This is a genomic window from Salipiger pallidus (assembly GCF_014643635.1).
Lineage (GTDB): Bacteria > Pseudomonadota > Alphaproteobacteria > Rhodobacterales > Rhodobacteraceae > Salipiger > Salipiger pallidus.
This window is the reverse complement of sequence record NZ_BMJV01000006.1, coordinates 249914-268173: the sequence shown is the minus strand read 5'-3', so window position 1 is coordinate 268173 and position 18260 is coordinate 249914. Positions and strand designations below refer to the sequence as shown.

Sequence of the window (18260 nt, the reverse complement as noted above, 5' to 3'; positions counted from 1 at the left end):
GTATTTGGAAAGAGAAGAAGACACGGTGCGGCGCCCTGTTTCCTTTGACCTGAAAATATCCCCGCCGGAGGCAGGCCGTCCGTTTCAGCTTGGGCGGTTTTCAGGTCAAGGTGCGGCAGCCGGGGTCACGCGTTCTACAGGGTGGCCCGCCGCAATCCAGCCATCGGTGCCCGTGGGCAGCCAATGCACCGCGCTGTAACCATTGGCAATCGCGCGGCGGGCGGCGTTCCAGCTCATCCAGCAGTCTGCAAGGCAGAAGAACAGCACCGGGCGCGCCGTGTCTCCGTCGGTCAGGGTAGACAGGCTATCGAGGAAGTAGGCTTCGGTGGCGGGATCCAGCGCGCCGTAGCCGGTGTTGGCAAGCCAGGTTGCGCCGGGGATGCTGTCGCGGGGCTTGTCGCGCCAGATCGTGCCTTCAGGCAAATTGGCGGGCTTCACTGGCTGCGGCAGCACGTCGATAAAGACCGTTCCGCCCTCTTCCCACAGACCGTAAGCACCCGCAGTGTCCACAACCTTGGCGCCCTCCAGCGTGGCGGGTACGGGGGCGCGGTAGTCCTCCATCCGGTAACCATCAGGCTCGGGCGGGGCCGCGAAGGCGGCGAGCGGCAGCAGCGCGAGCAGCACCGCCGCCACACGGTTCATTGCGTCACCTCAAGCATCCCGTCGCCCATGTCACGCACCAGCGGCACACCAGCATCGGCCAGCAGCGCGTTGATCTCGGACTGGTTGCGGCGGATCAGCGAGTTGAGCTTGCGCTGCCAGACCTTCTCGCCCTGACGCACCCCCATGGTGATGCGGTAGAAGAGCTTGGGGAAGGCCGCTTCGTTCAGAAGCGGAATGACCTTCAGCTCCGGATGATCGCGTTTCGCCAGCGAACCGCCGATGGGCCCCCAGATCACCGCCGCGTCGATGGCGCCCGTCGCCAGATCGTCCAGCATGACCTGAGCGGGGCTCTCGTAACGGCGGTCGACCACGAGGTTGTAGGGCTTGGCCCCTCCGATCAGACCATACCGCGCCATGTGGTTTGCCGGCGGAGACCCTGCGATCACGCCAATGCGGCGGCCCTTCAGCGCCTCGTCCGACAGCTGCGTGACGCCGGACAGATCGCCCTCGGGCACCACCAGCACATAAGTCGAGGTCATGTAGTGGTTGGTGTTCAACACCAGCTCGTGGCCCTGGGCATAGCCCATCACCACGTCGCACTTGCCCACCTTGAGGGTGTTGCGAATGAACCCGGTGGCCATCGGGTACCAAGTGTACTGCACCGGCAGCCCGAGCTTTTCGCCCACCAGTTCGGCCAGTGCGTTCTCGTAGCCCGATCCGTCCTGCATCGAGGCCGGATCACCCGCCGGATCGGCGCAGACCCTCAGTGCATCGTCCGACACGAGGTCCGAGGTCTGCGCCTGCCCCGGCGGCCCGAAGACCGCTAGCGCGGCCCCCAGGACCAGCCCTGGCAGGCACGTCAGGCGGCGCAGATCAGGAGCCCATGCAGGCATCTTCGTTCTCGGCAAACACATCGGACTTGGCTTCCTTCTGGGCGGGGCGACCGCGGCCGATCGCGCCGGAGCCATGCGCCTTGAGATAGGTGTAGATGTCGTCGAGGTAGCACATCACGTTGGGGTTGGTGCCGAAGGCGGGCATCACCGAATTCTCGGAGGCACCGACCTTCTTGCGACCGTTCACCACCACGTCGACGAAATCGTAGTAATCCATGTCGAGTGCGGAATTCTTGAGCGCCGGTGCATAGGTCGAGCCTTCACCATCGGGGCCGTGGCAGACGTGGCATTCGGCGTGGTAGCGGCGGAAGCCCGAGAAGGTTGGCCAGTCCACGGTGCCGTCTTCGGCCACGTTGAAGGTGGGCACGCCGTCTTCGGTGAAGTAGCGCCCGTCTTCCTCGTAATCCACGGCGATGTTGGGATCGTCCATCGAGACGTCGTCCGCAGCCAGGCCCGTGCCGGTCTGTGCCAGGAGGGCCGCCGTCGCAAGAAGGGTGAGGTGGAACTTCATGGGGGGTGTCCTTGGGTATGACGAAATGGGGGATGCGGGCCGGCGCGGGAAGTGCGCCGGCCCCTTGATGACAACTGATCAGTCGGGAAGGGTGAAGACCGTCAGCTGACCACCAAGCGCGGTGTAGTCGGAAAGGGCCGAGTAGCCGCCCACGGCGCCGAGGCCGTCGTTGGGGTTGGTAAGACCGGCCGCAAGGCCGATACCCGCCCAGCCGCCGACACCCGACAGGATGCCGATGTACTGCTTGCCGCCCTGTTCATAGGTCATCACGTTGCCGATGATGCCCGAGGGGGTCTTGAAGCGGTACAGCTCTTCGCCGGTCTCGGCCGAGACCGCCTTCAGGTAGCCTTCGAGCGTGCCGTAGAAGACGATGTCACCGGCAGTGGCCAGCGCACCGGACCAGACCGAGAACTGCTCGGGCAGGGACCACTTGATCTCGCCGTTGATATTGTCCCAAGCGATGAAGTTGCCCATGCCGCCGTGGCTGTCCGGCGCCGGGTACATCGCAAGAGTCGCACCCACATAGGGCTGTCCGGCGGTGTAGCTTACCCGGAACGGCTCGTAATCCATGCAGACGTGGTTGGTCGGCACGTAGAAGAGTTCGGTTTTGGGCGAATAGGCCGCCGGCTGCTGGTCCTTGGAGCCAAGCGCCGCCGGGCAGATGCCGGTCGAGTTCACGTCTTCGCCGTTCTGCTCGGTCGAGTACTCCGCCACGACCGCCGGACGACCGTAGTTTTCCGACTCCGGGTCCATGTCCACGCCGGTGGTCCAGTTGACCGCCGGGTCGTATTTCTCGGCCACCAGAAGTTCGCCGGTGATGCGGTCCATGGTGTAGCCAAGGCCGTTCCGGTCGAAGTGGGTGAGCAGCTTGCGCACTTCGCCGTCCATCTCCTGATCGGTAAGGATCATCTCGTTGACGCCGTCGTAGTCCCATTCGTCGTGGGGCGTCATCTGATAGAACCACTTGGCCATGCCGTCGTCGGGGTCACGGGCCATCACGGTCATCGACCAGCGGTTGTCGCCCGGGCGTTGCGCCGGGTTCCAGGTCGACGGGTTGCCGGTGCCGTAATAGATCAGATCGGCTTCGGGATCGTAGGAATACCAGCCCCAGGTGGTGCCGCCGCCGATCATCCACTGATCGCCTTCCCAAGTGTTGGTGCCCGAGTTTTCACCCACAGGCTCGCCCAGATGCGTGGTGTTTTCGGGATCAACAAGGATGTCCTCGTCGGGACCCATGGACCAGGCGCGCCATTCCTGTTCGCCGGTTTCCATGTTGTAGGCCGTGACATGGCCGCGAACGCCGAATTCCCCGCCAGAGATGCCGACGATGATCTTGTCCTTCACCGGCATGACGGTGGCGGTGTTGGTTTCGCCCTTCGAGGCGTCACCGTTCATCACTTCCCACTTCACTTCGCCGGTCATGGCATCAAGCGCCACGACCTTGGTGTCGGCCTGGTGCAGGAAGATCTTGCCATCCGCGTAGGCAACGCCACGGTTTACCGTGTCGCAGCACATCACCGGGATCACGTCCGGATCCTGCTTGGGCTCGTAACGCCAGACGATCTTGCCCTCTTCCTTGAGGTCGAGCGCATAGACGGTGTTGGGGAACGGCGTATGGACATACATCATGTCGCCGATCACCAGCGGCGAGCCTTCGTGGCCGCGCAGCACCCCGGTCGAGAACGACCACGCGACCTGCAGGTCGCCCACGTTCTCGGCATTGATCTGATCAAGCTCGGAATAGCGCTGGTTCGCATAATCGCCCGTCTGGATCGCCCATTGCGCGGGGTTGTCCATCTGGGTCATGAGATCGTCGTTGGCCATGGCCATGGTCGCGGCACACAGTGCCAGACCCGACGTCATCAACGTCAGCTTCGTCATTTCCTTCTCCCTTGGATAAACGGCGGGCCTCCCCGCCTGGCTTGCCCCCGGCACACCGCCCTCCACTGGCGGCTCACGTGCCGTTGGTCAGTTCGGATCCGACGCCTCTTTTCCTCCCGCCGGGTCCGGAAATCCTCTCCTCAGATCGCGATGCCTTACATGCCCTCCATGGTTCCGTCGGCGTTGAATTGCGCCAGGTAGGCGATCACGTCGGCGCGCTCGTCTTCCTTGCGCAGGCCGGCAAAGGACATCTTGGTCCCGCTGGCATAATCACGCGGCTTCTCGAGGAAACCGGCGAGGGCCTCGGGGGTCCATTCCCCCTCGAGCTCCATCAGCGCGTCGGAATAATCGAAGTCTTCGGTCGACGCGATGTCCTTGCCGACGATGCCGTTCAGCACCGGGCCGGTCTTGACCTTGGCGTCCTCTCCAACCGCGTGGCAGGCCATGCACTTGCGGAACGTCCGTTCCCCCTTTTCGGGGTCGCCGGCCATGTCGCCGTGATCGTCCGCAAAGGCGACACCGGCGGTCAGAACCGTCAGGCAGGCCGTGGCGAGCAGTTTGTCGAGCATCTGTAATGTCCTCCTCTACGGGGAGTCTCCCCCTCCCCGGCTGCCCTGCGCCCGCTTTTGCGGGGCCTCGGGCCTGGTGGTGTGCCGGGCGCTGAGTGTTAGCCTTCAGCGCCCGGAACCTTTTCTCACTTCAGCCGTGCCGCATGCCAGGCGACGTGATCGCCCGCAAAGCTCTGCACGAAGAAATACGAATGATCGTAGCCGTCCTGCATCCGGAAGGTCGCCGGCTGGCGTTTCCGGGCAATGGCGGCGGACAGCGCTTCGGGCTTCAGCAGGTCGAGGAACTGATCAGCTGCCCCCTGGTCCACCAGTAGGTCACCCTTCCAGCCCTTCTCTTCCATGAGAAGGGTGGAATCATGCTCGGCCCAGCAGCCTTCGTCATCGCCAAGATAGGCACTGAACTGCTTGCGGCCCCAGTCCGACCCGGTGGGGTTGGCGATGGGCGCAAAGGCCGAGAGGCTGTCGTACATGTCCGGGTTGCGCATCGCGATAGTCAGCGCGCCGTGGCCGCCCATCGAATGCCCGGTGATGCCGTGCTTGCCACCGATGCCATCCATGCCCTCGACGATGCCGCGCAGTTCCTTGGTGATGTAATCGTACATCTGGAAATGCGGCTTCCACGGGTCACGCTTGGCGTTCACGTAGAACCCCGCGCCCTGCCCCAGATCGTAGGCGTCATCGTTGGCCACACCTTCGCCGCGCGGGCTCGTGTCGGGGAAGACAATGGCGATGCCATGCTTCGCGGCATGCTCCTGGAAGCCGCCCTTGGTCATGGCGTTCTCGTGGGTGCAGGTCAGACCCGACAGGTACCACAGGACGGGAACGGGCCCGTCCTTGGCCTGCGGCGGCATGTAGACCGCGAAGGTCATGTCGCAGCCCGTCACCTCGGAGGCGTGCTTGTACACGCCCTGAACGCCACCGAAGCTTGCGTTTTCCGAGACGGTTTCCATCAGAACTCCACCACGGCCCGGATCGATTTGCCTTCGTGCATCAGCTCGAACCCGTGGTTGATCTCGTCCAGCGTCAGCTTGTGCGTGATCATCGGGTCGATCTCGATCTTGCCGTCCATGTACCAGTCGACGAACTTGGGCACGTCGGTGCGGCCCTTGGCGCCGCCGAAGGCAGTGCCCTTCCAGACCCGGCCGGTGACCAGCTGGAACGGGCGGGTGCTGATTTCCGCGCCCGCCGGTGCCACGCCGATGATGACCGACACGCCCCAGCCACGGTGCGAACATTCCAGAGCGTCGCGCATCACCTTGACGTTGCCGGTCGCGTCGAAGGAATAATCCACGCCGCCGATCTGGTCGATGCCGCGCTTGGTCAGGTTGACGATCTCCTGCACGGTGCTGTCGACCTTGGACGGGTTGACGAAGTGGGTCATGCCGAACTTCTTCGCCATCTCCGCCTTGTCGTCGTTGAGGTCGACACCGATGATCATGTCGCAGCCCGCCATGCGCAGGCCCTGGATCACGTTGAGACCGATGCCGCCGAGGCCGAAGACCGCCGCGGTCGAGCCGATCTCGACACCCGCAGTGTTGATCACAGCGCCGATGCCGGTGGTGACACCGCAGCCGATGTAGCAGATCTTGTCAAAGGGCGCGTCATCGCGGACCTTCGCGAGGGCGATCTCGGGCATCACGGTGTGGTTCGCGAAGGTCGAGCAACCCATGTAGTGGTGGATCGGCGTGCCATCGAGCATCTTGAAGCGCGTGGTGCCGTCCGGCATCAGGCCCTTGCCCTGGGTGTTGCGGATCGCGGTGCACAGGTTGGTCTTGCCCGACAGGCAGGAGGCGCATTCGCGGCATTCCGGGGTGTAAAGCGGGATCACGTGATCGCCGGGCTTGAGCGTGGTGACGCCTTCGCCCACTTCCATCACAATGCCCGCACCCTCGTGGCCGAGAATCGCCGGGAAGATGCCCTCGGGGTCATCGCCCGAGCGGGTGAATTCGTCGGTATGGCACAGGCCGGTGGCCTTGATCTCAACAAGAACTTCGCCGGCCTTCGGGCCTTCCAGTTCAACTTCCATGATTTCGAGCGGTTTGCCGGCTTCCAGAGCCACGGCTGCACGGGTACGCATGCAGTCTCCCTCCAATGTACTTTCTCGTACGTTCGTTTCAATAACGCACTCCGGCGCTTGCTCCGGAGTATGGGTGCGCAGCGGCATACCGAACAATACATCCAATGGTGTGTATTCCTCGGCGTGGACTCCGCAGGCACCCTGTTCCACACTCATGAAGGGGAGGAAAGTGCATGTATAAACATAAATTTCATGTGCTGGCTGCATTGGTCATCGCTTGTGCAACGCCGGCCGCATCTGCAGATTTCTCCGACCCGGAATGGCCCTGCATCCAGCGCAAGGTGGACAGGCTGTCGCCCGGTCTGATGTGGCCCGCACCCCTGCCCGAAACCCCGGTTCCGGACACGCTAGAGCCTGCCGTGGATGAATTGTCGCAGCTTCTGGCGCTGCGCCGGGTGACGCTGGACGAGGCGCGCGCGGCGGTGGCCGAGTTCGCCGCCGCCAACCCCCATGACGAGGCGGTGATGGGCGAGGTCTTTGCCCGCGTCTTCGATTCGCTGTCGAAACGGCGGACCCGCATCATCGACGGGATCGGGGACTTCTCGCTTGGCCAGATCGCCCTCTCGAAGCGTATCGACGAGGCGCGGGCCGAGATGGACAGCGCCATGGACGTGCCCGAGCCGGATTTCGACCGCGTCGATGCGATTGAAGAACAGCTGGACTGGGACAGCCGGATCTTCTCCGACCGTCAGAAGACCATCACCTACCTGTGCGAAACCCCGACCCTGCTAGAAAAGCGGCTGTATTCCATCGCTCAGATCCTTTCCGAGGCCGCTCGGACCGAGGGCTGAGGGCTGCCTCGGGGGTCATTCCCATTCCAGCTCCGTGAAGGCGGCGGTGGCATTGCGCGGGTTGTAGGCGTCGAACAAGTGCCACTGGTTGGCCTCTTGGGCCGCGACATGGCCCACGGCCTCGCTCAGCCTTTCTCCGCTGTCGATGGCCGCCAGCGTGTCCTGCGCCAACACATCCAGGTAGCGCTGCATAGGCGCGATGGCCTCGGCCATGCCAAGCACTGGACCGCCATGGCCGGGCACGAGGCGTTCAGCGGTCATCCCCTGAAGTTCCGACAACACCTGCTGCCAGCCGCGCAGGGAGCCGTCGAGCGTCGGCAGGTGCCCGTCAAACACCAGGTCCCCGGCAAAGAACGTGCCGGTAGACTCGTCCAGCACCGTGAGGTCCGTGCCCGTGTGCGCCACCGGCCATGCCCGGAGGCTCAGAACCCGCCCGCCAAGGTCGATCTGCCGCGCATCCGCAACCGACTCATCGATGGTGGGGAGGACTGTCCCGAGGAAGCCCTTCATCCCGATCTGCCGCTCGTAACTGTCTAGGTATCCCGCCGCCCGGTCCGCCAGCGCGCGTGGAAGGTCCTCGTGGCCGACCACAGTGGCGTCCGCGAACACCGAGGCCCCAAGCACATGGTCCGGGTGCATGTGGGTCAGGATCACCCACGCCACCGGCAGGTCCGTGCGGGCGCGGATGGCGCGCCACAGCGCCTCGCCCATCCACGCCGCCGAGCCGCTGTCGATCACCGCCACCGCGTTGCCGCCAATGATGAAACCCAGGTTGGTGGCATCCCCCCGGTTCTGCGCGTCCGGCTCGGCGATGGCACCGGCATGAACGAAGACGCCGGGGGCGATCTCGGTCACGTCCAGCGCCTTGCCGACCGGCTTGCACTGGCCGGCCTCGACCGGGTGGGTGGCCAGCGCCTCTTCGCAGGCGGAATGGGTCGCGGTCTCGTAACCGGGCACCAGCGCCTCGCGACAGGGGGCGCCCGACAGCGCGCAAAGGGTAACGACGACTTCAAACATGGCGGGTCCTTTCCGGGCCGGCGCATCCTCGGGAGCGGCCCCATCCCCCCAAGGCTCGCGCCCCGCCGACCCGCGATCCATACCGACCATGTGCTCGGTATGGCCGTGGGCGATTTCGTTGCATGATGGTGCCCTGTCCATCGAAGGAGGGAAGCATGGGCCGCACCATCCTGACCGCCGCCATACTGACCGCCAGCCTTGCGCTGCCGCTGCATGGCGCTCAAGACAACCCGCTGATCGACGGTCCCACCTGGGAGGACCTGCGTTACGACGTGGTCGGCGAGGCCGAGATAGCCCCCGCAGGCGATCTGTTCACGCTGAACGCCCCCTACCGGGCCGAGGACGCGGCGACGGTGCCGATCCACATCGTGCAGGCCCCGGACGCCCCGCCCATCGAGACCGCCACCCTTGTGATTGACGAGAACCCCGCGCCGGTGGCCGGGGAATTCACCTTCGGCCCTGCAATGGCGCCCCTTGATTTTGAACTGCGGGTGCGGGTGAACCAGTATTCCAACGTCCGCTTCATTGCCGAGACGCCGGAAGGGCTGCGCATGGACGGGGCCTTCGTGAAGGCCTCAGGGGGCTGTTCCGCCCCGGCCGGAAAGGATCCCGAGACGGCACTGGCCGAGATGGGGCGGATGAAGCTGCGCCTCTTCGGGGACGAGGTTCCTGCCGCGATGTCTACACCCCGCCGCGAAGCGCAGATCATGATCCGGCATCCCAACTATTCAGGATTGCAGCGCGACCAGATCACCCAGCTGATGATCCCCGCGCATTTCATCGACCATCTCGAGGTCTGGCAGGGGGATGAGATGCTGTTCTCGATGGAGGGGGGAATCTCGATCTCAGAGAACCCGGCCTTCCGCTTCGTCTATTCCGACAATGGCACCGAGGCGCTGACCGTCAAAGCGCGGGACACGGATGGGAACAACTTCGAGCAGACCTTGCCCAAGGTCGAGGGCTGATGCAGGGGCGCTGACCGTCCGCACCTCTGCGTCTGGCCCTTGCATCCCCCCCTCGTGTCTGACCCTTGCGCCGGACCGCGGGGTCGGAACGCCTCCGGCGGGCGTATTGTTGAAGAGAAGAAGGGGCGCGCCGTGCCCGGGATGGGGGCGCGGCGCAGTCTGGTGTCTGTCGGGCGAGGTTTCAGAAGAAACAGATCACCTCGGCCTCGGCCTGTGCCCGGCGCAGGTCCGCAACAAGGGTGTTGGCGGCAGCGGCGCTGTTGAAGACCGCCATGCGCTCCCCCCCGGTGAGGCGCATGGAAAGCACCGTTTCCGCCTGCACGTAGGCCTCGAAGGGCAGGATCGACGCGATCTCGTCGATGGAACAGGAACATTGCCGCAGCGCTTCGCGGGTCTGGCCGTTGGAGGCCATACAGGCAAAGACATAGTCCGCGCGGTTTTCCGTCGGGTAGTCGTTGAGCCTGTCCGACACGTCCTGCGCCAGCGCCGGCCCCGGCACGAAGCCTGACACGAGGCCCGCGAACAGGCCGGCAAGAAGGGCGACGCGGATCATTGCGCGCTCAGCCCGTCGAAGCGCATGGTCGACAGGTAGACTGGACCGTCTCCCTCGGCATCAGGCGCTTCGGCCTCCAGCGCGACGTACCAGCCGGGCACCGCCTCGGACATGGTGACCCTGAGCTCAAGATCCGCCCAGCCGGCCATGCGGTCGCGGTTGGGGTCGGTTTCAAACGGACGCAGGGTAACGGTGCGGGTGTCCACCGTGGTGCCGTCCACCTCGGCCGTGCCGGTTTCGATCTGCGCGGGCTGCACCAACGCGTCCTTCACCCGGTTGCGGATGTAGTATGGCGAGCCGCCGGCGCTCTGGGCCATGTCGCGGATGACACTTTCATAGAATACCATGATCATCGGGTTGCCGACACTGGCCGGAAAGCTGCCCATGTTGCGGTGCTTGCCATCCTGCAGGAACTGCAGGTTAGCCTGCAGAGGCCTGTCTCCCGCCCCCTCGTCGAAGCTGAGCGCGATGGTGCCGGTGTCGTTGTCCGCCCGTTCCGTCCCTTCGGCGCTCGCGGTGTTGCTGACCTCGCGGCTGTAGGTCAGCGTGCGGTCGGTCCCGACACTGTCGAGCGTGCCCTGCCGGAACAGCAGATCGTAGGTCTGGCCGGCGTCGGTCGTGGCGGCAAGCGTCGGGCCCGACAGGCAGGCGAGCGACGCGAGAATGACAAGTGTCCTGCGCATGTGTGAAATCCTCCCTGTGGATCAGCCTACCCCCGACAGCGCGGCTGTCATTGCCGACTTTTGTCTGTAGCGCGCCGCAGAGGGACGTTTGGTAGCGCCTCGCCGGGTGCGGCCATCCGTAGCGCCCTGCTGCGGGGGCGAGTACTGCGCCCTGCGGTCAGGGCTTCTTATGTGACACGCCGGGGCGACGCGGGGCAAAGACCACGCGGGGGTCCGGGGGGCGTCCCCCGGCCTTGCCGGAGAGACGCCACGACGCGCTTCATTCCGCCGCCTCGGGAGATTGCCACCGGATCTTCCAGTCGATGAGCGGGCGCAGGCGCGACAGCTGCACCGGCTTGGTGAGCACCGAGAACCCCTCGACCGCGCCCTTGCTCACAAGGCCTGTGCTGCGGTCGGCGGTGATGATGATCGCGGGCACCCGTACCCCGGTCAGTTCGCGCACGGCGGCGATGGCGCGGTCGCCGGTTTCTCCGTCATCAAGCTGGTAGTCGGCGAGGATGATGTCCGGAGCCATGCCGATGTCACGCACATGCCCCAGCGCCTCGGTGATCGAGCCGGCGGGCAGCACGCTGGCGCCCCATTGCTCCAGCTTCGAGGTGAAAGCGAAAAGCACGTCGGGGTCGTTTTCCACCAGCAGGACGATATGGTCCATCTCGGTCTCGCTCACCACCGGGCCGGCGCAGCCCTCGGCTGGCTCGGAGGACTGGGCCACGCGGCCCTCGGCCAGTTCCATCTCGATGGAGAACACCGACCCCACGCCAGGCTTGGAGCGGACCCGCACCTTGTGGCCGAGGTGGCGGCAGGTGCGGTCGACGATGGACAGGCCCAGCCCCACCCCGGAGCCAAGCGGCACATTGTCGGCGCGGGCGAATTCCTCGAAGATGCGCTTCTGGTCCTTGCGCGAGATGCCGATGCCGGTGTCCCAGACCTGCAGCTCGATCCGGCCACGCCTCGGGCGGCAGCCCACCAGCACGCGCCCGCCCTCGGGGGTGTATTGCAGCGCGTTCACCACGAGGTTCTGGATCGAGCGCAGCAGATACACCGGGTCCGAGCGCACGAAAGCCCCGCTGGGCACCACGTCCAGCGTCACCCCCTTGCGCTGCGCCAGCGGCAGCTGGTCGTCCCGGACCGAGCGCATGAGGCTGCCGATGCCCACGTCCGACGGCGTGAGCGCCCGATCCGCGGAGTCCAGCCGCGAGATGTCCAGCAGCGAATGCAGCAGCTGTTCAATCGAGCTGAACGAGCCATCGAGCCGCTCTACCATGCCGCCGACCCCGGTGCCCTCGGTGCTTTCCCGCAGGGTGGCGATGAGCAGCTTGGCCGCGTTCACCGGCTGCAGCAGGTCATGCGATGCGGCGGCAAGGAAGCGGGTCTTGGAGGACACCGCCGCCTCGGCCCTCTCCTTGGCCTGGCGCAGTTCCTCTTCGACGCGGGCCATCTCGTCGAACTGCTGGCGCAGCTGGTCGTTGGCGCGGGTCAGCTCTTCGGTGCGCTCCACCACGCGGTTTTCCAGCATCTCCGTGGCGCGGGTTTCCAGCGTCACGTCCTTGAGTTCCAGCATCACCCCGCCGTCGGGCAGCCGGTGCGCGTGCAGGTCGAGCATCCGGCCGGTGGCGTGACGCATCCGCCGCCGCAGCCGCCCCTGCCGGTCCAGCCGGTCGAGCCACTGGGCAATCTCGAACAGGCCCGCATCGACGATCACCTTGTGACCGGCGACGAAATCCAGAAGCTGGTGCAGGTCCGTGCCCTTCTGCAGCATGGTATAGGGCAGTCCCAGCAGGATGCGGAACTGCTGGTTGTACATCATCACCGCCCCCTCGGGCGAAAAGGTGCACACCCCCGAGGTCATGTTCTCGAACACCGCCTGCAGGTAGTCGGCCTGCCGGTCGATCAGGTGCTCCTTCTCGGAGCGGTTGCGGCGCACGATGGTGGTGATCTCGGTCAGCAGCAGCACGATGTTGCGGTCGCTCGTGCGCTGAAGGTTGATCTGGTACCAGCGGTCTCCGGTCAGCGCGATCACCAGCGACACCACCGATGTGCCCACACCGCCACGGCGCGCCTGCGCCAGCGCCGCGTCCACGTTGCCCTCGACGGTGACCACGTGGCGGCTGCCCGACAGCGCGCCAAAGCACTGCTCGATCCCGGTGCCGGGCTGCAACCGGCCGGACACGTCGGGCAGCAGCTTGAGGAAGATGTCGTTGCACACCTCGAGCCGCCCATCAGTGAACAGCGCCACGCCCCCCTCCATCGCCGCCAACGCATCGGCAAGGTTCTTGCGCATGCGCTCGCCCTCGTCGCGGGCATGGCGGAGCTCGTCGGTGGTGCGTTCGAGGTCGCGGGTCTTGGCCCAGACTTGCCCTTGCAGGGCGATGGCCGACTGGAAGGCGCCATAAGCGGTGCCGCCCACCTCGTGCTGGCGGTTGGACCGGCGCATCAGCGCGTCGATGATCCGCGCCTGCCGCTGCACCTGCCGTTCGAGCGGCTCGTCGGGGTCGATCATGCGTAGTCCCTCCGGCCCGGCTCGAAGAAGGCGACACCCACGAAGGTCTGGTTCACATGCACCCCGCAATGCTGTTCGCCGTAGGTGTTGAAGCCCAGCACCCGGTGCCGACGGAAGATCTCGGACACCTCGTCGCCAAGGTTTTTCTGTTCGATCTCGAGGCGGCGCAGGATGCAGTCGAAGCCCAGCACGAAATCCGGTGCCTCGCCGCGGCGCCCTTGCACGCCGAGGCCCGCCTCGAGCGTCTCGAGGATTTCCTTGCCCCGCCCCAGCGTCAGGATCAGCCCGTCGTCGATGGCGCACAGGAAGCTCAAGGCGTGCTCCCCCGGCGCGCCGTGGATGGCGCGCACATGGTAATTCATGTTCTGCCGCACCAGCATCGGGTTCTCGGCGAACACCTGCGGGCTCAGCGCATCCACCGGGCAGCCGACGATGCGGGCGTATTCGATCCCAGCAGGCGCGCCGTTGATCTCGAGCACGAGGCGCTGTTCGGGAATCGCTTCGGTCACCACCATCTGGGTGTCCGTGGGCAGGAAGTGGTCGAACCCGAGGCCGCGGAATTCGAGGTCGGTCTCGAGCAGAAGCAGCAAGGCGGCATCGCGGCGGAACCGCCCTTCGTGCAGCACGAACGTGTCGCGAAACGACAGGTCGTCCCCCGCCGAGCCACCGAACACCGGTACCTCACCCAGCGCCGCCTCAAGCGTGGCGACCAGCAGGTCCTCCTGCTTCGACAGACCATCGGCCAGGATCAGCGCCAGCCGGTTCCACCCGGCGGTTCGGCTGAAGCGGGTGGCATGGGCGCGCACGTCGCGGGTGATGGTCTTCATGGACAGCGGGTTCAGCGGCGTGATGAGCATGGAGGCACAGCGGAAATGCTCGCGCGGGAAGGCCAGCAGCAGCAGCGCCTCGGAATCGTAGCCTTGCGTGGTGATGGTGCCTGCGGTGGTGCAGCCAAACACCGGCACGCCCTGCGCGCCCGCATCCAGCGCCGCCGCCACCTCCCCGAGGTCAAGCCCCACGGGCACGAAGGCCAGCAGGAAGCAGGCCTCGGACAGATCAAGCCCGCGCAGCGTCTCCTCCACCGCTGCGCGGGCATCGGCCTCTCGCGAGACCGAGATGCTGACGTAGCGCGGAGCCCCCCCGTCCCGCGTCATGCCGTCAGCGGCTCAGAAAGGCCCGGGCGTCCGCCTCGCCGGCGCCAATGCCGGTAGCGGGCTGGGAATTCTCGACCAGCACCGCCGCCTGGGTGCGGTTCTGCACCCCAAGCCGGCGCAGCAGCGCGGTGATATGCGCCTTCACCGTCGCCTCGGCGAGCGACAGCTCGTAGGCGATCTGCTTGTTGGGCTTGCCGGCGCAGATAAGCTTCATGATCTTCTGTTGTTGCGGCGTCAGCTCGGCGAGCTTTGGGTGACCGTCAAAGGCATCCTGCAGGGGGCGCGGTTCGGTCCGGTAGGCCGGATGCACGTAATGACGGCCCGCCTCGATCTCGCGCAGGGCCTCGCGCAGCACGGGGGCGGGGGCGTCCTTGGGCAGGAACCCGGCCGCGCCCTCTTCCATCAGCGCCTGCACCACCTGCACCGAGGTCAGCGACGAGATCACCAGCACCGGGCTGCCCGGCAGCGCCTTGCGCAGCGACTGGAATCCGGAGATGCCGGAGACATCCGGCAGCTTGAGGTCGAACATGACAAGGTCGGGCTCAAGCCCCCCGGTCACCAGCGTCAGCGCCGCCCCGAGGGTCGACACCTTTTCCAAGTGGCATTCGGGAAAGGCCAGCGACAACGCGGCGGCCAGGGCATCGCTGTAGAGCGGGTGGTCATCCACGATCAGCACGGAGCGTATCGCGCCGCGCGGTCGCGCGTCGGTCAGGTCTTTCATTGAAATGTCCTCCCTGAGGAGGAGCCTAGACCACAAGCTTTCGTTCGCGCAACGGGATTGTATGCTGTGGTGCAGCGTACCATGGCGTGTATTCAATGCACCGGGATCCGGCCATGCGCGCCCTCGCATCGCGCGCCGGACCCCGCAGGATCAAGGGGTTATCGAAGCGCACCGCTCTGTTTGGCCAAATGGGTGGCGATGGCATCCATGAGCGGCGGCGACAGGCAATCGTAGGGTTCCAGTCCCAGCTCGCGCAGGCGGCCGCGGATCTCGTCCATGCGCGCCGGATCGACCCCCGATTCGATGATCGAGGACACGAAGGCGGCGAATTCCGCCGGCGACCAGCCGCCCTGCGACGACAGTTCCGTGTGGACGAAATCAAGGCCGTGGAACGGGTGGCCGGTGTTCTCGATGCGGCCGTACATATGCACGCCGCAGCCGGTGCAGGCATGGCGCTGGATGGCGGCGGACGGATCGACGATGGACAGCTTGTCGCCGTTCTCGGTCACCTTGAGCTTGTCCCGCGACACCACCGCCACCTGGCTGAAGATCGCGCCATCGGGCTTCCAGCATTTGGTGCAGCCGCAAACGTGATTGTGGGCAGTCTGCGCCTCGACGGTGACGATCACCTTGTTACTCGGGCACTTGCACTTGAGCGTGCCGCCGGAAAATCCCTGGGTCGCGGGCTTGATGCCGTTATCGACCGAAGGGTGGATCTTCACGTGGCGATAGCTCGCCACGGTGCCGGGATCACCGCCTCCAAAAAGCTTGTCGAAAATTCCCATTGCTGTTCCTCCTCCGAGGGCCACCCCCTTCCCAAGGCACCCTGCCCGAACCGTGCGCCGCGCCCGCCGCTCTGGCAAGGCAGCCCTAAGTATCGGGCCTCAGGGTCGGACTTGCCCACCCGGGGCCGCCCCTGAGAGGTCTGCGGCAAGGCGTGTCACGTCCGGTCCGGCGGTAAGCGCAGCCAGGTGCGCCGCCGTATCGCGCGGCTGGGCAGAGGCGTCGATGGCCTGCACCGGTTGTCCAAACAGCTCCTTCTCTGCGCCACCCGCCGCTCGCGCGCCGTCAACCACGTGCACAAGCTTCAATGGCCCGCGCCGCGCCAGCCCTGCCAGTCGCGCAGCAAGCCCTGCCCCCGGCACCGAGAACCCCGAGGCGATGACGATAGTGGCCCCCTCTGGCGCGATGCTCTCGAGGTCCGAGAGCCCACGCTCCAGCGGCACATCGTCCAGCTGCCCCGCAAGGGCATGGGCCAGCGCCGCCTCATGCGCCCGCACCAGCCCCGCGATCACCTCGTCCATGGCGCAGGCCCCGTCCCCGGCAACGCCGAGCGGGACGATCACCGCACTCCCGGTCCCCACGGTCATCAACCCGATGTGCCCGCCAGCGCCCAGCGCCTGCCAGCCGACCATCGCCAGAACCTCGGCAGCGGCAACCGACCGGAAAGCCCGCGTCCGCCCACAAAGCATCGAGGGCCGTACATCCGCCACGAGCACCGTGCCCGGGCCTGCCCCCTTCCCTCCCGAAGCCACGAGATCTCGCAACGCCTGCAGCTCGGCCACGGTGACCGATGCACCGGGAAGATCCAGCGCGGCGGTCATCGACCCGCCTCGTCACACAGCCTGCCGAATGGCCCGATCCCCTCGCCCATGGTCCCTGTCGCCTCATCTGTCCCTATGCCATCAGCCTAGCCCAGCCACCCCGGTCCCGGAACACAGACCCATGTCGCAAGACATCTTGCCGTGGTGGTCGCAAAACACCCCTCTGGGATCGTCGCTTTCCTGCGCAAAGGCGCCAGTCCCTCCTGTGCCAGGGGCACGAAACTTCCGAGTGCCAACGAGGCGTGCCACGTATTTCCCCATTCATGTACCCACGTTGCATCTGCCGCTCTCTCCGGACGGGCTCACGGAAGGACAGGAAAATCCCTCGCGGATCAGACCACGACAGCCTTTTGACATCTTTCCCGGAGATGCCGCGGGGTACGGCACCAAGCATCCCACTGCCACCTTTCCCCAAATCACCGCTAACCCGGCCCGGTACCATGCATGAGACACTCGCGAAGATGAGCGCCCCACCGGGCCGCCAAGACCCACCGCTCACATCCCGTACCGCGTCCCACCCTGAGCGCGCCTTGGGCATCCTTCTCTTTGAAAATACGCACATCCCGCCCGCACCACGCGGTGCAAGCGCCGGTAGCTACTGCGCAGGTTCTTCCACCCGCCGGCCCGGCGCGGTGCGGTAGACCAGGGGGGCTTCGGCTGCGGCATGCGCCTCGGCCCGGGCCTGCAGGTCCACGTGGTGCGGGGACTTCACGCAGACCGGATCCGTCGCGGACGCATCCCCCACCAGCGCCATGGCCTGACAGCGACAGCCGCCGAAATCCACGGTCTTGCGCTCGCACGAGGCGCAGGGCTCGGGCATCCAGTCGGTGCCGCGGTAGGCGTTGAAGGCGGGGCCATCGTGCCAGATCCCGGACAAAGACGCGTCGCGCACGGACTGGAACGTCAGGTGCGTGATGGTCTGCGCCGCGTGGCAGGGCAGGACCAGCCCTTCCGGCGTCACGTTGAGCCCGGTCGAGCCCCAGCCGCCCATGCAGCGCTTGGGATAGTCCGAGTGGTAGTCCGCCGGCACGTAGTCGATCACCAGCGTGCCCTTGAGGGCCTGCCGCGCCTCGGTCACGATGCGGGTCGCCTCTGCGGCCTGTTCGCGCGTCGGCATCAGCGCATCGCGGTTCTTCAGCGCCCAGCCGTGAAACTGCACCGTGGCAACCTCGATCCGGCGGGCGCCCATCTCGACCGCCATCTCGATGGCGCGGGGCAGCTGGTGCAGGTTGCGCCGGTGCAGCACCGCGTTCAGCGTCAGCGGAAACCCGATCTGCCCGATCCAGTCGGCGACCTGCATCTTGCGCTTGAAGCCACCGGTGTAGCCGCCGATCTCGTCCGCCATCTCGGGGGTCGTGCCTTGCAGGCTGAGCTGCACATGATCGAGCCCCGCCGCATCGAGCGCCCTCAGCCTCCGTTCGCTGAGCCCGATGCCCGACGTGATGAGGTTCGTATACAGCCCCGCGTCTCGGGCGGCGGCGACAAGCTCTTCGAGATCGCGGCGCGAGGCAGGCTCTCCGCCCGACAGGTGCAGTTGGAGCACGCCCAGATCCGCCGCCTCGCGGAAGACGCGGATCCAGTCCTGGGTCGCCAGCTCGCTGTCTTGGCGGGCCATCTCGACGGGGTTGGAACAGTAAGGACAGGACAGCGGGCAACGGTGGGTGAGTTCAGCCAGCATGGCGATGGGGGGCTTTGGCTGGGTCATGGCTCTGCCTTCCTTGGCATGGCGCACCTTGGC

General features: G+C 66.0%; 18 protein-coding genes. 2 read left to right on the top strand and 16 right to left on the bottom strand.

Translation table 11 applies throughout. The features are described 5' to 3' along the window. Positions 1–105: 105 nt before the first annotated feature. The 7 genes from IEX41_RS15465 to IEX41_RS15435 form a co-directional block, all read right to left on the bottom strand. Complete coding sequence (locus tag IEX41_RS15465; protein WP_188791154.1) at positions 106–642, bottom strand: PQQ-dependent catabolism-associated CXXCW motif protein; 537 nt, start codon at positions 640–642, stop codon at positions 106–108. Further along, positions 639–1496 (bottom strand): substrate-binding domain-containing protein, encoded by an 858-nt coding sequence (locus IEX41_RS15460; RefSeq protein WP_188791153.1) that lies wholly within the window; start codon positions 1494–1496, stop codon positions 639–641. The genes IEX41_RS15465 and IEX41_RS15460 overlap by 4 nt, the downstream gene beginning before the upstream one ends. Further along, positions 1477–2007, bottom strand: coding sequence for a c-type cytochrome, methanol metabolism-related (locus tag IEX41_RS15455; RefSeq protein ID WP_188791152.1), 531 nt, complete (start codon positions 2005–2007; stop codon positions 1477–1479). The genes IEX41_RS15460 and IEX41_RS15455 overlap by 20 nt, the downstream gene beginning before the upstream one ends. Positions 2008–2085: 78 nt before the next feature. Beyond that, positions 2086–3888, bottom strand: coding sequence for a methanol/ethanol family PQQ-dependent dehydrogenase (locus tag IEX41_RS15450; protein WP_188791151.1), 1803 nt, complete (start codon positions 3886–3888; stop codon positions 2086–2088). A 155-nt stretch (positions 3889–4043) separates the two neighbouring features. Then, positions 4044–4457 (bottom strand): c-type cytochrome, encoded by a 414-nt coding sequence (locus IEX41_RS15445; protein ID WP_188791150.1) that lies wholly within the window; start codon positions 4455–4457, stop codon positions 4044–4046. A 125-nt stretch (positions 4458–4582) separates the two neighbouring features. Further along, entirely contained in the window at positions 4583–5407 is an 825-nt protein-coding gene (gene fghA, locus IEX41_RS15440) for an S-formylglutathione hydrolase (protein WP_188791149.1), read from the bottom strand. Further along, positions 5407–6534, bottom strand: coding sequence for an S-(hydroxymethyl)glutathione dehydrogenase/class III alcohol dehydrogenase (locus tag IEX41_RS15435; RefSeq protein WP_188791148.1), 1128 nt, complete (start codon positions 6532–6534; stop codon positions 5407–5409). Before IEX41_RS15435 ends, fghA begins: the two co-directional genes overlap by 1 nt. 173 nt (positions 6535–6707) lie before the next feature. Here IEX41_RS15435 and IEX41_RS15430 point away from each other — a divergent pair, with 173 nt between their 5' ends. After that, positions 6708–7325, top strand: a complete 618-nt coding sequence (locus IEX41_RS15430; protein ID WP_188791147.1) for a hypothetical protein — start codon at positions 6708–6710, stop codon at positions 7323–7325. Positions 7326–7340: 15 nt separating this feature from the next. Here IEX41_RS15430 and IEX41_RS15425 read toward each other — a convergent pair whose 3' ends face one another. Next, positions 7341–8342: a quinoprotein relay system zinc metallohydrolase 2 gene (locus tag IEX41_RS15425; RefSeq protein ID WP_188791146.1), complete on the bottom strand. Its 1002-nt coding sequence runs from the start codon at positions 8340–8342 to the stop codon at positions 7341–7343. Positions 8343–8497: 155 nt separating this feature from the next. Here IEX41_RS15425 and IEX41_RS15420 point away from each other — a divergent pair, with 155 nt between their 5' ends. Next, positions 8498–9307: a quinoprotein dehydrogenase-associated SoxYZ-like carrier gene (locus IEX41_RS15420; RefSeq protein WP_188791145.1), complete on the top strand. Its 810-nt coding sequence runs from the start codon at positions 8498–8500 to the stop codon at positions 9305–9307. A 181-nt stretch (positions 9308–9488) separates the two neighbouring features. Here IEX41_RS15420 and IEX41_RS15415 read toward each other — a convergent pair whose 3' ends face one another. From IEX41_RS15415 to pqqE, 8 genes are all read right to left on the bottom strand, one after another. Beyond that, entirely contained in the window at positions 9489–9860 is a 372-nt protein-coding gene (locus tag IEX41_RS15415) for a hypothetical protein (protein ID WP_188791144.1), read from the bottom strand. Then, positions 9857–10543, bottom strand: coding sequence for a hypothetical protein (locus IEX41_RS15410; protein WP_188791143.1), 687 nt, complete (start codon positions 10541–10543; stop codon positions 9857–9859). Before IEX41_RS15410 ends, IEX41_RS15415 begins: the two co-directional genes overlap by 4 nt. A 259-nt stretch (positions 10544–10802) precedes the next feature. Next, positions 10803–13043, bottom strand: coding sequence for a hybrid sensor histidine kinase/response regulator (locus IEX41_RS15405; protein ID WP_188791142.1), 2241 nt, complete (start codon positions 13041–13043; stop codon positions 10803–10805). Then, the gene (locus IEX41_RS15400; RefSeq protein ID WP_188791141.1) at positions 13040–14197 is read right to left on the bottom strand and encodes an FIST N-terminal domain-containing protein; all 1158 of its coding nucleotides are present in this window, start codon (positions 14195–14197) and stop codon (positions 13040–13042) included. The genes IEX41_RS15405 and IEX41_RS15400 overlap by 4 nt, the downstream gene beginning before the upstream one ends. A gap of 4 nt (positions 14198–14201) precedes the next feature. Further along, positions 14202–14918, bottom strand: a complete 717-nt coding sequence (locus IEX41_RS15395) for a LuxR C-terminal-related transcriptional regulator (RefSeq protein WP_188791140.1) — start codon at positions 14916–14918, stop codon at positions 14202–14204. A 158-nt stretch (positions 14919–15076) separates the two neighbouring features. After that, the gene (gene gfa, locus IEX41_RS15390) at positions 15077–15703 is read right to left on the bottom strand and encodes an S-(hydroxymethyl)glutathione synthase (protein ID WP_188791139.1); all 627 of its coding nucleotides are present in this window, start codon (positions 15701–15703) and stop codon (positions 15077–15079) included. A gap of 99 nt (positions 15704–15802) precedes the next feature. Further along, positions 15803–16522: a DUF58 domain-containing protein gene (locus tag IEX41_RS15385; protein ID WP_188791138.1), complete on the bottom strand. Its 720-nt coding sequence runs from the start codon at positions 16520–16522 to the stop codon at positions 15803–15805. Positions 16523–17117: 595 nt separating this feature from the next. Next, positions 17118–18227 carry a pyrroloquinoline quinone biosynthesis protein PqqE gene (pqqE, locus tag IEX41_RS15380; RefSeq protein ID WP_188791137.1) on the bottom strand — a complete coding sequence of 370 codons (1110 nt, stop codon included), beginning with the start codon at positions 18225–18227 and terminating at the stop codon, positions 17118–17120. Positions 18228–18260: the final 33 nt, after the last annotated feature.

Excerpts from the sequence above, each read along its gene's own strand:
- IEX41_RS15410 (WP_188791143.1), bottom strand. The coding sequence starts at position 10,543 with ATGCGCAGGACACTTGTCATTCTCGCGTCGCTCGCCTGCCTGTCGGGC.
- fghA (WP_188791149.1), bottom strand. The coding sequence starts at position 5,407 with ATGGAAACCGTCTCGGAAAACGCAAGCTTCGGTGGCGTTCAGGGCGTG.
- IEX41_RS15415 (WP_188791144.1), bottom strand. The coding sequence starts at position 9,860 with ATGATCCGCGTCGCCCTTCTTGCCGGCCTGTTCGCGGGCCTCGTGTCA.
- IEX41_RS15430 (WP_188791147.1), top strand. The coding sequence starts at position 6,708 with ATGTATAAACATAAATTTCATGTGCTGGCTGCATTGGTCATCGCTTGT.
- IEX41_RS15400 (WP_188791141.1), bottom strand. The coding sequence starts at position 14,197 with ATGACGCGGGACGGGGGGGCTCCGCGCTACGTCAGCATCTCGGTCTCG.
- IEX41_RS15435 (WP_188791148.1), bottom strand. The coding sequence starts at position 6,534 with ATGCGTACCCGTGCAGCCGTGGCTCTGGAAGCCGGCAAACCGCTCGAA.
- IEX41_RS15465 (WP_188791154.1), bottom strand. The coding sequence starts at position 642 with ATGAACCGTGTGGCGGCGGTGCTGCTCGCGCTGCTGCCGCTCGCCGCC.
- IEX41_RS15405 (WP_188791142.1), bottom strand. The coding sequence starts at position 13,043 with ATGATCGACCCCGACGAGCCGCTCGAACGGCAGGTGCAGCGGCAGGCG.
- IEX41_RS15395 (WP_188791140.1), bottom strand. The coding sequence starts at position 14,918 with ATGAAAGACCTGACCGACGCGCGACCGCGCGGCGCGATACGCTCCGTG.
- IEX41_RS15445 (WP_188791150.1), bottom strand. The coding sequence starts at position 4,457 with ATGCTCGACAAACTGCTCGCCACGGCCTGCCTGACGGTTCTGACCGCC.
- pqqE (WP_188791137.1), bottom strand. The coding sequence starts at position 18,227 with ATGACCCAGCCAAAGCCCCCCATCGCCATGCTGGCTGAACTCACCCAC.
- IEX41_RS15455 (WP_188791152.1), bottom strand. The coding sequence starts at position 2,007 with ATGAAGTTCCACCTCACCCTTCTTGCGACGGCGGCCCTCCTGGCACAG.
- IEX41_RS15460 (WP_188791153.1), bottom strand. The coding sequence starts at position 1,496 with ATGCCTGCATGGGCTCCTGATCTGCGCCGCCTGACGTGCCTGCCAGGG.
- IEX41_RS15425 (WP_188791146.1), bottom strand. The coding sequence starts at position 8,342 with ATGTTTGAAGTCGTCGTTACCCTTTGCGCGCTGTCGGGCGCCCCCTGT.
- IEX41_RS15450 (WP_188791151.1), bottom strand. The coding sequence starts at position 3,888 with ATGACGAAGCTGACGTTGATGACGTCGGGTCTGGCACTGTGTGCCGCG.
- gfa (WP_188791139.1), bottom strand. The coding sequence starts at position 15,703 with ATGGGAATTTTCGACAAGCTTTTTGGAGGCGGTGATCCCGGCACCGTG.
- IEX41_RS15420 (WP_188791145.1), top strand. The coding sequence starts at position 8,498 with ATGGGCCGCACCATCCTGACCGCCGCCATACTGACCGCCAGCCTTGCG.
- IEX41_RS15385 (WP_188791138.1), bottom strand. The coding sequence starts at position 16,522 with ATGACCGCCGCGCTGGATCTTCCCGGTGCATCGGTCACCGTGGCCGAG.